The organism is Bacillus sp. JJ1562 (genome assembly GCF_036962705.1).
Taxonomy (GTDB): Bacteria; Bacillota; Bacilli; order Bacillales; family Bacillaceae_L; genus Ferdinandcohnia.
This window is the reverse complement of the sequence record NZ_JBALOQ010000002.1, coordinates 37,198-54,175: the sequence shown is the minus strand read 5'-3', so window position 1 is coordinate 54,175 and position 16,978 is coordinate 37,198. Positions and strand designations below refer to the sequence as shown.

Below are 16,978 nucleotides of genomic sequence, written 5' to 3'. Positions count from 1 at the left end.
GCCCGAGTGAGGGTATGATTAACACTTTTTCTCACCCTCACCTGCTTGCCTTAGCCCGAATGAAGATATGATTAACACTTATGCGTACCCTCACTCCCCTACTTATTTGCCCAAGTGAGGGTATGGAATAATGTTAGCCACGTTCACTGCCCCTTGGTACACCCAAACCACTCTCACAGTACAAGATCGTTCCCCGCCCCCATTTCCGAAGTTCCCGGAACCACAAGAACCGTCCCCTTGGTCCCTGAATAGTTATATAGAAATACAAAATGGGATGGTGATCAAAGTGGATATACCAACGATTTTATCGGGGCCAATCCTGCGTCGTGTTGAGCCTTCTCACATCTATATTTGGATTGCATTGAAAAAACAATACAAACTTGGTGCAAAGTTGTATCAAATTGAAAATATAGATGGAACAAATTTTATGTACCAAGAAGTAAATAGTGATTCTGAAACAACCACATTTCAAGCTGGAAAACAACTCTATATTAGCCTGATTAAACTAACACCACATGACACACATTTTCCTGTAAATACACTTCTTGGCTATAATCTCCTGTTTGAAAATAATTCTGAGATTCTTGACCTACAAGATTTCGGACTCCTAGGGAAAGCTCAACCGAATTCCATCACTTATGGGGATCTTCCATTTCCGAGCTTTTTTATCCCGAACCCCTACGAAAAACAAACCAATCTCCTGTATGGGTCATGTCGAAAGCTTCACGGTAAAGGTGAGGATGCTCTTAGTCAAGGAGACGAAGCGATTGAAAGGGACTATTTTGACCTTGAGAAACGACCCAGTACTTTGTTCCTAATGGGTGACCAAATATATACAGACGATGTACCAGATCCAGTTTTCCCAATTATGGCCAATGTCAGCAACAAACTAATTGGCAAACAAGAAAATCTTGAAAAAATTGAACCACGACTTAATGAAAAACCGTTTGAGAAATCATTCTACCAGATTCGCGGAAGGCAATTCATCATGGAGCGATTTTGCAAGTTCACCTCTTCGCACGCTAAAAACCATGCGATGACGTTTGGTGAATATGCTGCTTTATATTTACTTTCATTGTCACCAGAGCTTTGGAATGCATTTACCGACAAAGGTAATTTCCCTTCATTTGAAGAAACCATCAAAGAGGAACAACTCTATTTCATTTTCAAAGAGGAACAGATGGGAAAGCGGAAAAAAGAAGAAAAAATATACGGGAAAGAATATAACGAGCAAGTGGCAGACTTGAACGAAACTTATCAAACTCTTTCAAAGGTTAGAAGATTACTTGCAAACATTTCAACCTATATGATCTTTGATGACCATGATATTACAGATGATTGGAATATTAGCCACGATTGGAAAAACAGTGTTTACCAATCAGATCTTGGACGACATGTCATTGCCAACGGACTTACTGCTTACTTGCTGTTTCAAGGCTGGGGTAATGACCCTAACCAATTTAATCAAATATTTTTACGTAAGATATGGAAATATTGTAATACTTACGATACAACCTCACCTTCACATCATGTGTGGGAGGATTTGCTTTGGAATTTTAACCAATGGAATTTTGTCGCACCAACTAATCCAAAAGCAATTTTCCTAGATACAAGGACACAGCGAAAATATGACCATACACCCCTTGCTGTTTCCCTTGGCCGAAACATTGCAGAAAAGGACCGTCCCCCACAGCTCATTGGCGAGCAAGGCTGGCAGACTGTTACAGATTGTTTATACGCAAGTGACTGGAAAAGTGGAGGACCACTCCTCGTTATTTCCCCAGCGCCAGTCTATGGAATTGGCTTAATCGAATCCTTTCTCAATCAATATATATATCCACTAAAAACAATTGGAGTTCCTGTCACAACAGCATTTGATTTTGAATCCTGGAAATACGACGGGAAAGGCTTTAGTCAACTGCTACACCAGATTAAGGATTGGAACCCAAGTCATTGCTTCATTTTGTCTGGAGATGTGCATTATGCTTCTGCAGTTACAACCAATATTGAATTTCACGATGGCGAAAATCTCTGTATCCACCAATTTACTAGCAGCCCATTGAACAATATGAGTTTTTCCGGAATTCAAGGAGGAGTGATGAAAGCGATTGTGACGATCAATGCAGCGAAGCGAAGAAACAAAGAGATAAACAGGTATTGTAATGAGACCTACGATATCGTAAAGCAAAAAAGAAAGGAGCCTTGTCCGTCCAATTTTACATGGAAAGAAAAAATCAGATATCTTTCAACAAACAATGGCCCCATCATTGAAACTGACAATAACCTCGGACACCTCATCCTAAACCCGGCTGCTGTCAAAAATGAATTGCTGCTGCAAAACAACAACATAATCACCTACGACCCTATTCCTTTCTCAGAAAAAAATAACCCCGTGCTCACCTAAGCACGGGGTACACATTCTTATTTAATTGGCTTTTTCAAGAATCCAACTAACAATGCGGTTACAATGGTTCCAATGATAATCGCAAGGATATATAACATCCAGCTACCTGATACAAAGGGGATCACAAAGATTCCACCGTGTGGGGCAGGTAACCCAATTCCAAACAACATTGTAAGTGCCCCCGTAACTGCAGAACCAATCACTGCAGAAGGGATAACACGTGCTGGGTCAGCTGCTGCAAATGGTATCGCACCTTCAGTAATGAACGATGCTCCCATGAAATAAGCTGTTTTCCCGGCCTCACGTTCTTGTTTTGAAAATTTATTTTTAAAGAGAGTTGTCGCTAATGCTAGCCCAAGTGGCGGTGTCATACCACCTGCCATAATTGCTGCATGAGGTGCATAATTCCCAGCGTCAATCATCGCTATTCCAAAGGTAAATGCAGCCTTATTGATTGGACCACCCATATCAATCGACATCATTCCACCTAAAATTAAACCAAGTACGATTAAGTTTCCTGTCCCTAATCCTTCAAGCCATGAAGTCAATCCATCCATGACAAATTTTAATGGTCCGACTAAAACATACATGACTGCACCTGTTATCAAAATCCCAAAGAACGGGTAAATTAACACAGGCTTAAGTCCTTCAAATGATGATGGTAAACCTGAAAAAACTTTCTTGACTAAAAGCACAGCATAACCTGCTAGGAAACCAGCAATAAGTCCGCCTAAAAATCCAGCTCCACCGGTTGTCGCCATCAGTCCGCCAATCATACCTGGCGCTAAACCTGGACGGTCTGCAATACTCATTGCGATAAACCCTGCTAATACAGGAATCATTAATTGAAAAGCATTCGCACCTCCGATTGTCATCAATGCGCCAGCAATCGGGTTATAAGATGGATCATTGGGGTCAGAAGCATTAATTCCAAATATAAACGAAATCGCAATTAACAATCCGCCACCAACAACGAATGGAAGCATATTAGAAACACCATTCATTAAGTGCTTATAAAATCCGCTTCTCTCTCCACCTTCTGCTTTTTGCTTCGTTGTTTGTTCAGCTTGGTAAATTGGTGCATCTTGGTTTACCGCTCTTGTTAATAACTCTTCAGGTATGCGGATCCCTTGAGCAACCGGCACCTGGATTACTTTTTTACCATTAAAACGAGCCATTTCCACTTGTTTATCTGCAGCAACAATGATAGTAGCTGCTTCATCGATATCTTCCTGAGTAAGTGCATTCTTCACACCTGTTGAACCGTTTGTTTCAACCTTTAAATCAATGTTCATCTCTTTTGCTTTCGCTTTTAGAGCGTCTGCTGCCATATACGTATGGGCAATTCCGGTAGGACAAGCTGTTACCGCAAGAACCTTTTTCTGCCCTTCTTTTTTCTCAACTGGCGCCTCTTCTGCATTTGACTCATTTTCTTTTTCATTAATGACATCTATGAGTTCATCAGGAGATTGGACCTTCATTAGTTTTTCACGAAAACCAACATCCATTAATAACGAAGACAAGCTTGATAATGTTTCTAGATGCTCATTATTCGCTCCTTCACTTGCAGCAATCATAAAAAATAAATGGCTTGGCTGCCCATCTAATGATTCATAATCTATTCCGTTCGTTGAGCGTCCAAATGCAATTGCTGGTGTCTTCACTGCTGCTGTCTTCGCATGTGGAATCGCAATTCCTTCACCGATTCCAGTTGTGCTCTGGCTTTCCCTGGTTAAAATTGCTTGTTTAAATTGTTCTTTATCTTGAAGGCGTCCTGCTTCATCAAGCTTTGAGACTAATTCATCGATAACCTCTTCCTTTGACGTAGAAGAGAGTTCAATTATGATCGTATCTTTCTTTAATAGATCCGTAATTCTCATGCTACATGTTCCTCTCTACAATATTATCAAATACGCCTTGGCGTACTTTTGCCCAGATTTTTTAGGCCCACACGAGGTGGGTCACAAAGACGTTGCCACAGGAAGTGGCGTTCTTAGTCTTTGATCCTATGCCGCGAAAAGTATCCTTTGAAAATCTGTGGCAGCTTGGACTCTATTCAGTAGGGGTTTGAAATCCCTACTGAATAGAGTTCACGTTTACTTTTGAAATCAATTCTTTTATCTTTTCTTCCGTTGCTAATCCTTCTGAATACGCAGTGGCACTGCCAGCAGTTGCCCCAAATCGAAATGCTTCTATTGCATTCTGTGTTTTTGAAAATGAAGCAATAAAACCGGCCACTACCGAGTCACCTGCACCAACCGAGTTAACAAGCTTTCCTTCAGGTATACTTGCAAAATAGACCTCATCTCCCACAAACAGCAAACTTCCCTTGTCCGCCATTGAAACGATGACATGCTCTGCTCCCATTTCGATAAGCTTTTTCCCATAAGGAATGGCTTCTTCTGCATTTTTTATCTCAACGCCAAATATTTCGCCAAGCTCATGATGATTCGGTTTGATTAAAAACGGTTTATAAGGAAGCACCTCGACCAATAAGTCTTTTGTGGCGTCAACAACAATCTTCACTTCTTTATCTTTTACTTTTTCGGCAACTTGTTGATACAAAGTGGAGGGTAACGATGACGGGATACTTCCCGCGAGCACCAACACATCCCCTTTTTGTAGCTGATTAAACTTCTCTAAAAGTTGCTCAAGATCGGCGGATGTGATTTTTGGTCCTGCCCCATTTATCTCAGTCTCCAAATTTGAATGAAGTTTCACATTGATTCTAGTGTCGCCTTCAACAGTAACAAAATCTGTCTTGATGTTCTTTTCAGTTAAGGTATCACCCAGAAACTTACCTGTGAAACCGCCAACAAATCCTAAGGCAACGCTACTTAATCCGACATTTTGTAAAACAGTGGAAACATTAATTCCTTTTCCACCAGGACTCTTCTGATCATTTTTTATGCGATTTAGTTCCCCTACCTTAAAATCATCCAGCTCAATAAAATAATCGATAGAGGGATTTAATGTAACTGTGTAAATCATGTTGTCACGACCTTTATGTTGATATGATCCCGATAAGATGTCAGTTCATTTTTTGCTAGGCCATCATCTGTTATTAAAACGGCATCCTTTAATGATGAAATTTTTGAAAATGAAACCTCATTGAATTTTGTGTGATCAGCTAAAATAAACCTTTCCTTCGCTAAGCCCATTGCCGTTTGTTTAATTAATGCCTCTTCAGGATCAGGGGTTGTAAAGCCGTACTTCAAATCAATCCCATTCACCCCTAAAAAGCATAGATCAAACCGGTAAAGGTTTAAGCTCGATAAAGCTCTACTTCCGATCATCGCTTTCGTTTGTGGTTTGATAATACCACCAATAAGATAGGTTGCTATTCCTTTTTCAAGCAGTGGCTCAATTAAATTTACGCCATTCGTCACTACCGTAAGTCCATCGTAGTCAAGAAATGGAATGAGTTCCTGTGTAGTCGTCCCCGCATCTAGATATAAAGAGTCTCCCTCTTTAATGAACTGGGATGCAAATTTAGCGATCGCCATTTTTTCTTTTATATTCTTTGCTTTTTTTTCTATATAACTTAGCTCAGTACGATTGCCTTGTACAAGAGCTGCTCCACCATGGACCCTTTTTAATTTATTTTCATTTTCAAGCTGCACTAGATCACGACGTATCGTTGATTCCGATGAATTCGTTCTATCAATCAGCTCCTGAAGTTTCACAACACCATGTTCCTTTAGTAACAACAAAATAAGCTGATGTCTTTCTGGAGTTAACATCATGTCACTTCCTTAATGGATTGTATCCTCATTATATTGAAACCTTTTTCACAAATCAACCAAAAACATTCATTTCCATTCAAATTCATCCAAAAGAAGATTTTCCCTTTTTCTTCACATTTCTTTGTTTTAATTATTAATGTCTATAATTTGATACAAATTAAAATGGGAAGCCCTTTTGCTAGGCTCCCCATCAATCGACAATTTCCTCCTATTTCCGAGGAAATACAACGATGCTCAATATTGAAATTTGTCTAAAAATGAGAAATAGTCTTTTAAAAATTCATAGAAGATTTGTTCTGTTGGAAGCAATTTTCTCTCTTTGGGAATAATAACACCTACTGAACGAGTTACCTCCGGATGAACAACTGGGATTTTCACGGTAGAATGTGGTATATTCTCAATTAATGTTACTTCGGGAATAATTGTTATTCCGAGTCCTGCTGAAACGAGTCCCTTAATCGCGTCGATATCCTCTCCTTCAAAGGAAACTGTTGGCTGAAACCCAAGCTGATTACATGCTTTAACTATGATGTCTCGTAAGACAAATCCATTTGGAAATAATACGAACTGCTCTTCTTTTAACTGACTAAGACTCAAAGACTTATTTACTGCTAGTGGATGTGAGCGATGCAAGAGTGCCGCCATTTTATCAGTAAACAAGGTAGTACCTACGATTTTCTTTTCCTGGTTTGGCACTGGTCCTAGCAATGCCATATCAATTTCACCCGTTTTCACCCGCTCGACTAACGAATAGTAATTACCTTGCGACAAGGAAAACTTCACTTCTGGATGGCGGTCTCGAAATGCCGATACAACTGTTGGAAGTGTATGAGCAGCTAGGCTACTTGGAAATCCAATCCGAATCGTCCCGCGTTCTGGGTCCAAATACTCTTCAATCTCACGTTTTGCATTATCCAATACATTTAATGCTTGCTCGACATGATCTAAAAAAACTCTTCCGATTGGCGTTAATTTCACATTTCGTCCATCCCGTATAAATAAATCCACACCTAATTCAGCTTCTAAATTGAATAACTGCCGGCTCACCGCCGATTGCGCAATATGCATTGAATTTGCCGCTTCCGTCACATGTTCTCGCTTTGCAACTTCAATAAAATAGGTCAGTTGTCTGAGTTCCACTGGGCTTCCTCCTCGATTCATCTAATTTCGGCATCGTTTATATCTTTTATTAATATTGTTTAGATTAATTATTCATTATAAAATAGTTAATATCAAGAATTTACAGATAAAAATGTGTCCGTTGGTTTAAAAAATTTATAGCAAAGAAAGGGTGAATGTACACGATGGCTATGATCGAACAGTCTATTCCTGTACCAGAGTTAAAACAAGCAACCGATTATATGAACAAAGTATATGAGGAGGTTAAGAAGAGAAATCCTCATGAGCCAGAGTTTCATCAGGCGGTGAAGGAAATTTTCCTTTCGCTTGTACCTGTATTTGCTAAAAATCCAAAATATATGAAGCATGCTATTTTAGAAAGAATCGTTGAACCGGAAAGAATGATTACATTCCGTGTACCTTGGGTAGATGACCAAGGCCAAATTCATGTGAATCGTGGCTATCGTGTTCAATTTAACAGTGCGCTTGGCCCGTATAAAGGCGGATTGCGTTTCCATCCTTCCGTTAATGCAAGCATCATTAAATTCCTCGGCTTTGAACAAATCCTAAAAAACTCTTTAACTGGTCTACCAATTGGTGGAGGTAAAGGTGGATCTGACTTTGATCCAAAAGGAAAATCTGACAATGAAATCATGCGCTTTACGCAAAGTTTTATGACAGAACTAACTAGACATATCGGTCCCGATATCGATGTTCCAGCTGGGGACATCGGTGTAGGTGCAAGAGAAGTTGGCTATATGTTTGGTCAATACAAAAGACTACGTGGTAGCTTTGAAGCTGCTGTATTTACAGGAAAAGGTCTTGGTTATGGCGGGAGCTTAGTCCGTACAGAAGCAACAGGCTACGGTACTGTTTACTTCGTAGAGGAAATGCTTAAAGAACAAGGTCTTTCTTTCGAGGGAAGCACAGTTATCGTTTCTGGTTCTGGTAATGTTTCTATTTATGCAATTGAAAAAGCTCAACAGCTGGGAGCAAAAGTTGTTGCATGTAGTGATTCAAACGGTTATATCTATGATGAGAATGGTCTAAACCTAGAAACAGTTAGACGCATTAAAGAAGTAGAACGCAAACGTATTAAAGAATATGTGTTAGAACATCCAGAGGCAGAATATGTTGAAGACTGCTCAGGAATCTGGTCGATTCCTTGTGATATCGCATTACCATGTGCAACTCAAAATGAAATTGATATTGAATCTGCACAAACATTAATATCAAATGGAGTTAAAGCAATTGGTGAAGGTGCAAACATGCCATCCACAATTGAAGCGATTGACATATTCGTAGAAAGTGATGTCCTCTTTGGACCTGGTAAAGCCGTTAATGCTGGTGGAGTTGCTGTTTCTGCCCTTGAAATGTCACAAAACAGCATGAGACTTTCTTGGTCATTTGAAGAAGTCGACAGCAAACTACAAGATATCATGGCTTCCATTTACCGCAACAGTATGGATGCTGCTGAAGAATACGGCCATCCTGGTAACCTAGTGTATGGTGCTAACATCGCTGGCTTCATAAAAGTCGCAGATGCAATGATTGCTCACGGTGTAATCTAATTAAGAAAAGCGCAAGGCGCCTGTCTATCGGCGACAAGCACATGACGAGCCCTAACAGAAGGCCCATTTTGCCTTCAGAAGTGATTGGCTTGTGACCTCGAGCCGATGGTACCTGGAGCTAGACATCAAACAAAACGCTGTTTTCCTTAATGGAAAGCAGCGTTTTTTCATATCTCAAAAAGCTAAAAAGCACATGCCCCTCAAACTGGAACATGTACTTTTTAGTTATTAACCCTCTAATAATAAATCTTCTGGATCTTCTAATAGTTCTTTTACTTTCACAAGGAATCCTACAGCATCTTTACCGTCGATAATTCTATGGTCATAGGATAGTGCTACATACATCATTGGACGTACTTCAACTGTGTCATTATTATCTACAACAACAGGACGTCTTTGGATTTTGTGCATTCCTAGAATACCAACCTGAGGTGCGTTAATTATTGGTGTTGAATTAAGAGAACCGAATGTACCACCATTTGTGATTGTGAACGTACCACCTTGAAGGTCATTTAAACCTAATTGGTTGTTTCTCGCTTTTTCAGCTAGGCGTCCAATTTCAGCTTCAATACCTGCAAAGCTTAATGTGTCAGCATTACGTACAACCGGTACCACTAATCCTTCTTCTGCAGAAACGGCAATACCGATGTCATAGAATTTTTTAAGTAGAATTTCGTTTCCTTGAATTTCAGCATTTACAAATGGATATGCCTTTAATGCACCGATAACAGCTTTCGTAAAGAATGACATGAAACCAAGTTTTACACCATGCTTTTTAAAGAAAGCATCTTTGCGCCGAGCTCTTACATCCATAACAGCAGTCATGTCGACTTCGTTAAATGTTGTCAGCATTGCAGCTGTATGCTGTGCTTCAACAAGACGTTTTGCGATTGTTTGACGACGTCTAGACATTTTAATACGTTCAACACGTGGATCGTCATTTACCACTGGTGCTGCTGCAGGTTGTTTTTCTGCAGGTGCTGGTGTTGGTGCCGCTTGTGCTTGCTTATAAGCTTCTATTCCTTCAACACGAACACGTCCAAGTGGATCTTTGTACGGAACTTCGTTTAAGTCAATACCAAGCTCTCTTGCTCTTTTTCTAGCAGCAGGTGAAGCAATTGCTTGCTTGCCTTTTTCCCCAGCTGATTCAGCTACAACTGACTCTTCTTTTGCTTCTGGTGCTGCAGCTTGAGGCTCTTCAGCCAGTGTTGCTTCTGGAGCTGGAGAAGCAGCGCTTGATTCTGAACCATTTTCATCAAGCTTTGCGATCACTTGACCTACTTCAACATTATCACCAGGCTGGAATAAGAATTCCTTAATAACCCCTGTGTGTTCACTGTTAATTTCAACGTTTACTTTATCCGTTTCAAGTTCAGCGATTGATTCACCTTTGTTAACCAACTCGCCTTCTTTTTTTAACCATTCAACAATTGTTCCCTCTGTAATGGACTCAGCTAATTCCGGTACTTTCACTTCGATCATTGCTGATTCCCTCCTTTGTCTGTTAGCAATGCATCTTGCATAATCCAAGCTTGTTCTTGTTTATGAATATCTGGGTCTCCTGTAGCTGGACTTGAACGCTTCGGTCTACCTACATAATCTAATGTAATTTCCTCAGATAAAATGTCCATTAATACCGCATGTAGTGCTGGCCATGCCCCCATATTCTTAGGCTCTTCTTGAACCCAAACAACCTCTTTTAGGTTTGGATACTGGCTAACTAAGTCTTCTAGCTCTTTCTTAGGGAATGGATACATTTGTTCCACTCTTGCAATATGCAGGCTTTGTGCATGTTCAACAGGTAAATTAGCTGCTTCTGTTGCTAGATCGATTGCAACTTTACCAGAACAAAGTATTAAGCGAGTTACTTTCTCTTTCTCAGTTCCCATTCCAGGCTGCTCAAGCAGAGGCTTGAAGCTTCCATTTGTTAAATCAGCTAGTGATGAAGCTGTTTGTGGGTGACGAAGGAGACTCTTTGGAGTCATTACGATCAGTGGTCTTGCTTCATCAGTTGAAGTAAGCAATGATTGTCTTCTTAATAAATGGAAGTATTGTGAAGCGCTTGTTACGTTCGCAACGATCCAGTTATATTCCCCAGCTGCATTTAAGAAACGTTCCACCCTACCACTTGAGTGCTCTGGCCCTTGTCCTTCATATCCATGTGGTAATAGCATTACAAGACCTGATTTTTGTCCCCATTTCGCATGACCGGAAGAAATGAACTGGTCAATAATTGGCTGTGCAACGTTCACAAAGTCACCAAACTGTGCTTCCCAAAGGACAAGCGCATTCTCGTCTTGGACACTATAACCGTATTCAAATCCAAGAACAGCAGTTTCAGATAATGGGCTGTTATAGATCGAGAATGAAGCTTTAGCTTCTGGGATATTGTGTAATGGGACATATTTTTCATTAGTTTCATAGTCATTTAATGCGACATGACGATGAGCAAATGTTCCTCTTTCACTATCCTGACCAGTTAAGCGAACTGTTTTTCCTTCTGCAAGAACCGATCCGAATGCTAGTGTTTCAGCCAATGCCCAGTCTACTTTATTGTCTTCATCCAGTGCAGTTTCACGGCGTTTTAAAATACGCTCAAGCTTTGGATAAACAGTTAAGGATTGTGGCCATTGTAACATTCCTTTATTCATGCTGCGTAAAAGTTCAACAGGTACTGTTGTATCAAATTCTGGAATAGCAGATAAAGCTTTCGGCTTCTTCGGCTTCACACGCTCTTCATTCTCCACAAAATCATCATAAATCGATTGAAGACTTTGCATAAATTCTTCACGTTTACCAGTAAGCTCCTCAGCTGTCATTACGTTCTCAGCAACCAACTCTTGACCGTATTTATCTGCAATAACAGGGTGATTTGTAATCTTCTTGTACAATAATGGCTGTGTTACGCTTGGGTCATCCATTTCGTTGTGACCAAAACGTCTGTAACCAACTAAGTCAATTAAGATATCTTTTTCAAAACGCTTGCGGTACTCGTACGCAAAGTGAATCGCTGAAAGACAAGCTTCTGGATCGTCTGCATTGACTCGTATGATTGGAATTTCGTATCCCTTCGCGGGGTCACTCGCAAAACGAGTTGAGCGAGAATCTGTATTATTTGTTGTAAAACCAACCATATTATTGGCAATGATATGAACGGAACCGCCAGTTTCATAGCCTTTTAATCTGCTTAGGTTCAATGTTTCAGTTACAACACCTTCACCAGGGAATGCCGCATCACCATGGATAAGAACACTGATAGCGCTTTGCTTATCCTGTACAGGGTAGCCAGCTTTTCTTGTGTTGTCCTGAGCTGCACGAGTAATCCCTAACACAACTGGATTTACGAACTCCAAGTGGCTTGGGTTGTTTGCTAGATTGATATGAGTTGTATGTTCTTTAGGTCCTTTGAAACTTCGGTCAGCCCCTAAGTGATACTTCACGTCTCCAGACCAACCGTAGTTAATTCCTCTTGAGCCTTCGGATGGAATTAAATCTTTATTCGGTGAATGGTGGAACTCAGAGAAAATCAATTCATAAGGCTTTTGAAGAACATGCGCCAACACATTTAATCGGCCGCGGTGAGCCATACCGATCATGATATTGTCGGTGCCATCACTACTGCCTTCTTGAATTAAGCGTTCAAGCATTGGTACGAGCATATCTAATCCTTCGATTGAGAAACGCTTTTGACCAACGAATGTTTTGTGTAAGAACTTCTCAAAGCCATCGACATTCATAAGTCGCTCTGCAAGCTGTTTCTTTTCATCAGCGGTAAGCTTTAAGCCTATTCCATTGATTTCAACCTGCTGACTTAGCCATTGTCTTTCATCTTCAGCATCAACATGTCCAAATTCATAAGCAATGGTCTGCGTATAAACCGCTTTTAAATGCTCATAGGCATCCCATCCAGTTTGAACAGTTGGAGGAGCTTCCTCCCAAATATATGTCGCTGGAATGTCCATTAAATCTTCTTTCGTGAGGTTATAGTAACCAGGCTCTAAAAAGCTTGTATCTGGCTTCGGTCTAGTGCGAAGCGGATAAATATCAGCTGCTAAATGCCCATATGCACGAATGCTTTTAATTAATTTTCCTCCAGATGTAATAGTCTTGATTGTCTTCGGTGAGATACCCCCACGTACTAGTTCTGCTGTTGCTGCTTGCTCATCTGCTGGTGGTGGTCCAAGTTCCTCGAAAAGCGCTTTCACAGATGGGTCTACTGAACTTGGATCATTCTTGTATTTTTCATACATGTCAAAGACATAACCCATGTTCGGGCCATAGAATGACTCCCACACATTGTTCCTTAGTTGATTATTCATTTTAAATTAGCCTCCATATTACACTTTGTAATATTCACATAGACAAATTGTGTTCCATAGAACTATGACTTCTACCCATACTATACCCCATTTCCAGTTAATTTCTAGTAAAATGCTTACATTGGAAATTACTAAAAATAAACCCGAAAACTTAGGCAAAATAAGAGTCATTATATAGTCATAATTCTGATTAAATATGTTATTCTTATCTTATAGTTGAAAGCAGAAAGTTTCCTTGATATAAATCAAGTTTTCGAAGGAATTTTAACTTTATTCAGCAGAAGTGGGACTTCTGCTAAATAAAGTTAAAACCTCCGGCGGATGCCACGATTTTTTAGAGGAAACTTTTCGAGCAAACTCGAAAAAAATCAGGCACAAATACGCAAAGGCGTATTTGATCTAAAGAAAATATTATGATTTTAAAATAACATAAACTGAAGTCTCTATTGTAGTACAACATTCCACTTGAAGTAAAGGAACCGTTAGAAAAGTCAGTTTAGACTTCGGCCAATCTGGCATAAGCGCCTAGCACCTCGAGGTCAAATAACCTGTGGCAGCCTTTAGTCGACGTTCCTTATCCATATGGCGCTTATGCTTTTTAAAAAGGTAGGTAAACTAAAGTACAACAAGAGTCCGCATTTTATGGGCATTTTGAAAGGAGAAAAAGTGTTCTGTATGATTAGCAGTCCACATGATCCAAGCAACATTCGTCTGGTACCTATTTTTCAAGGTTTAAATGAAAAGGAAATGGATCTTTTACAAAAGGTCATTCAAATTCGAGATTACCCTAAAGGAGATGTGATTTTTAGAGAAGGTGATCCTTCCGACACTCTGTATATTATCGGTGAGGGCATTATTAAAATCACAAAAGTGGCTGAGGATGGAAAGGAACAAATTGTTCGCCTCCTATTCCCTGATGACTTTTTTGGTCAATCCGCCATGCTCCAATCAGAAAATCATTATGCAAATGCGGTGGCAATTAACGATACCGTTATCTATACCATTCAGAAACAGGACTTTTTGAATATATTAGAGCGCAATCATAAAATGGCGCTTCGCTTCATGCGGGCATTAAACGAGAGAATTTATCAAGCCGACGAGTGGATGAGTTTACTGAGCTTAATGGAGGTCGAACAACGTTTAGCAAGTGTACTCCTCTTGTTCAATAACCGAGTACGCTCCAAGGATGGTCGATTTAAGCTTCCTATAACAAAAAAGGTTTTGGCGTCTTTGATCGGCACAACACCTGAAACCATTAGCCGAAAATTTGTCAAATTCATTTCAGAAAAACTTATTGAGGTAAACGGTCAACGGGATATTCACATCCTCGATCTTGAAGGCGTAAAAAAGAAGGCAAAAACATTGTGAAATTGTAAACCCACATTCGAAATGTGGGTTTTTTGTTTTAAAAAGCGCCCGACCATCATCAGTCGGGCGCTTCTATTATCAAAATGACACATATTGACGTGGGTTCACTGCATTTGAGTGTCCACCACTGTATTGAGTTGGACTATACGGTCCGTTATAGATTTCAAAATGAAGATGTGGACCGGTTGAGTGGCCTGTATTCCCCATGTAGCCGATCAATTGACCTTGTTCCACTCGGTCATACTGACCAACAAAACGTTGATCTAAATGTGCATACACAGTAGTCATTTGACGCCCATTGATATAGTGGGTAATCATGATGACATTTCCATAGCTGCTTTCAAGGCGTGAGCGCGTAACAGTACCGCCTGCTGACGCATAAATTGGAATGTTTCCTGGTCGACCGCCTTTACCAATATCAATCCCGAAATGCATGCTTCCCCAACGCATTCCAAATTCGGATGTGACCCGTCCTGTAGTTGGGTTAATAAACCCTCCATTGTTTATAACAGGCGGTGGTGTTTGGGGTAATGGAGGCGGTGTTCTTCCTTCAGCTTCAGCCTTTTTCCGTTCCTCTTCAGCTCTTTGCCGTTCTTCTTCAGCTTTTCTTCGCTGCTCCTCAAGCTCTGCTTGTCTTTTGTTCCAAGCATCGATTTCCATCTGAATCGCCTTTTCCTGAGCGGCTAATAATTCTCCGACATCCTCTAATGCATGGAGCTCCTCATGCATCTTTTGCTCCTCGACCTCTAACTGAGCCATTACTTTATTTTGTTCTTGAATTTGAGCTTGTAGCTGGACCTCTAATCGATCAAGTTCCTTCAGCTGTTCTTCCTGCTGAACAAGTAAGGTTTTTACCTCACCTTTATTTTCTTCGAGTTGTGTAATGTCTGCTTCATGTTCTTTCATGATTTCACGGTCAGCTTGTACAAATGTAGATACTGCACTAACCCGGTTGATGAAGTCATTAAAGCTTTTAGCACCTAGTAACACATCCACATAACTAACCACTCCACCGCTTTGCTGGAGGCTACGCATACGTTCTTTGATAAGCTCGTCCCGCTTGTGGATTCGTTCCTCAAGTACTTTCATTTCCGCTTCAAGGCGCTCAATTTCATCCTTCGTTTCTTGGATTTGTGCTTTTGTGCCATCAATTTTGCCACGTGTATCACCTACCGCAACATCAAGTCGTTTAATTTCTTGTTCAACACCGACTTTTTGCTTTTTGATTTCACCGATAGCATCTTCTTTTTGAATGATTTCAGAATCTAGCTCAGATTTCTTTTCCTGTACTTCTTTTTTCTCATTCTCAAGCTCTTCATTTTTCTGAGTCGCTAATGCAGGATTAGGCATTGCCGTCAATAAACTTCCGAGTCCTATTGATATACCTATTCCGATCATAAGGAGTTTTCCTTTCAACCGATAGCATCTCCCTTCTACCAACCTAGCAATCTATCATTTTCAATGGATAGAAAAAACATTCATTTCCCACCATAAATATCATATTTTGCTACATATTCTCATGTTTTGTATTATAACATAAAAAATTGTCTTAAAACGTCAAAGTAATATTACAATTTCATTTCATAATCTATTGAAAATACCGGGTTTCTTAAAGATTTTTCGACAAACCGTAAGACCTGTGAAAGCTAGAACTTTCGACAAGCATCACTACCACTTGTCGAAGTATAGCACAAAAAAACTCACCTAAGTAGATGAGCTTAATTTCCTATTTCCCTACACATTATTTTAGGCGTTTGCCTGAACGTAAAATGGATCTCTCAACTAATACATTCATCGCGTCAATACTATGCTTTGCGGCTTCATCACCTAATTTGATGCAGGATAATTCCGTACATGCCAAAATGACCATTTTACACTTTTCTTTTTCTACAAGATGCATGATTAACTCTTCAAGTTCACTAGAATCAACATCGAGGTCACTTTTGACATTGTTATAAATGATGTCCATGACCTTTCCTTGTAAGGAGTCATTCGGGGTTAATAGTTCAAGCTTATACTTTGTACAAACATCCGCATAGATTCCACTGCGTATCGTCCCGTTTGTAGCAAGAATTCCAATCCTTGCACCCTCCCCATACATATCATGGATATCCTTAATCGTTTCTTCAACCATATTGATAATCGGGATCTTTGTCATCTTTTGCAGCTCATCGTAAAAATAATGAGATGTGTTACAAGGAATGGCAATGTTTGCAACCCCTGCTGCTTCAAGCAGTTTAAAATCACTTTTAATGGCATCTATAAACGTTTCACCTGTATTTGTAAGGATTGCATGGGTTCGGTCCGGAAGAGTTGCATGATTAAGAACAACCATATTAAGATGGTCTTGGTCCTTATGAGCCTCTGTTTGGTTGACAATTTTATCAAAGAAAACAGAGGTTGCTTTTGGGCCCATGCCACCGATAACACCTAATGTTTTTTGTTCCATGT

11 protein-coding genes are annotated in these 16,978 nt (G+C 40.0%); 3 read left to right on the top strand and 8 right to left on the bottom strand.

Features of this window, described 5'->3' with window-relative positions; all coding sequences use genetic code 11:
* The first annotated feature begins 286 nt into the window (after positions 1 to 286).
* The gene (locus V7097_RS00305) at positions 287 to 2,404 is read left to right on the top strand and encodes a hypothetical protein (protein WP_335701591.1); all 2,118 of its coding nucleotides are present in this window, start codon (positions 287 to 289) and stop codon (positions 2,402 to 2,404) included.
* Between the two features lie 17 nt (positions 2,405 to 2,421).
* On the opposite strand, the gene V7097_RS00300 is transcribed toward V7097_RS00305, so the two are convergent.
* The 4 genes from V7097_RS00300 to V7097_RS00285 all read right to left on the bottom strand — a co-directional run bounded on the left by V7097_RS00300 (position 2,422) and on the right by V7097_RS00285 (position 7,290).
* A complete protein-coding gene (locus tag V7097_RS00300) occupies positions 2,422 to 4,284 on the bottom strand; it encodes a PTS fructose transporter subunit IIABC (RefSeq protein WP_335701590.1) in 1,863 nt (620 codons plus the stop codon).
* A gap of 196 nt (positions 4,285 to 4,480) precedes the next feature.
* Complete coding sequence (pfkB, locus tag V7097_RS00295; RefSeq protein ID WP_335701589.1) at positions 4,481 to 5,395, bottom strand: 1-phosphofructokinase; 915 nt, start codon at positions 5,393 to 5,395, stop codon at positions 4,481 to 4,483.
* On the bottom strand, positions 5,392 to 6,147 hold the full coding sequence (locus V7097_RS00290) for a DeoR/GlpR family DNA-binding transcription regulator (protein ID WP_335701588.1): 756 nt from the start codon (positions 6,145 to 6,147) through the stop codon (positions 5,392 to 5,394). The genes pfkB and V7097_RS00290 overlap by 4 nt, the downstream gene beginning before the upstream one ends.
* Before the next feature lie 237 nt (positions 6,148 to 6,384).
* Complete coding sequence (locus tag V7097_RS00285) at positions 6,385 to 7,290, bottom strand: LysR family transcriptional regulator (protein ID WP_335701587.1); 906 nt, start codon at positions 7,288 to 7,290, stop codon at positions 6,385 to 6,387.
* Between the two features lie 170 nt (positions 7,291 to 7,460).
* Between V7097_RS00285 and gdhA the strand changes: the two genes are divergently transcribed.
* A complete protein-coding gene (gdhA, locus tag V7097_RS00280; RefSeq protein WP_438824178.1) occupies positions 7,461 to 8,840 on the top strand; it encodes an NADP-specific glutamate dehydrogenase in 1,380 nt (459 codons plus the stop codon).
* Between the two features lie 228 nt (positions 8,841 to 9,068).
* Here the strand turns inward: gdhA and odhB are convergent, their stop codons facing one another.
* Together odhB and V7097_RS00270 are read right to left on the bottom strand one after the other, a co-directional pair.
* The gene (gene odhB, locus V7097_RS00275; RefSeq protein ID WP_335701585.1) at positions 9,069 to 10,322 is read right to left on the bottom strand and encodes a 2-oxoglutarate dehydrogenase complex dihydrolipoyllysine-residue succinyltransferase; all 1,254 of its coding nucleotides are present in this window, start codon (positions 10,320 to 10,322) and stop codon (positions 9,069 to 9,071) included.
* The gene (locus V7097_RS00270) at positions 10,319 to 13,159 is read right to left on the bottom strand and encodes a 2-oxoglutarate dehydrogenase E1 component (RefSeq protein ID WP_335701584.1); all 2,841 of its coding nucleotides are present in this window, start codon (positions 13,157 to 13,159) and stop codon (positions 10,319 to 10,321) included. Before V7097_RS00270 ends, odhB begins: the two co-directional genes overlap by 4 nt.
* A gap of 642 nt (positions 13,160 to 13,801) precedes the next feature.
* Between V7097_RS00270 and V7097_RS00265 the strand changes: the two genes are divergently transcribed.
* On the top strand, positions 13,802 to 14,527 hold the full coding sequence (locus tag V7097_RS00265) for a Crp/Fnr family transcriptional regulator (RefSeq protein WP_335701583.1): 726 nt from the start codon (positions 13,802 to 13,804) through the stop codon (positions 14,525 to 14,527).
* 78 nt (positions 14,528 to 14,605) lie between these two features.
* Here the strand turns inward: V7097_RS00265 and V7097_RS00260 are convergent, their stop codons facing one another.
* On the bottom strand, positions 14,606 to 15,943 hold the full coding sequence (locus V7097_RS00260; RefSeq protein ID WP_335701582.1) for a murein hydrolase activator EnvC family protein: 1,338 nt from the start codon (positions 15,941 to 15,943) through the stop codon (positions 14,606 to 14,608).
* Positions 15,944 to 16,268: 325 nt separating this feature from the next.
* Positions 16,269 to 16,976: an aspartate/glutamate racemase family protein gene (locus tag V7097_RS00255; protein WP_335701581.1), complete on the bottom strand. Its 708-nt coding sequence runs from the start codon at positions 16,974 to 16,976 to the stop codon at positions 16,269 to 16,271.
* Positions 16,977 to 16,978: the final 2 nt, after the last annotated feature.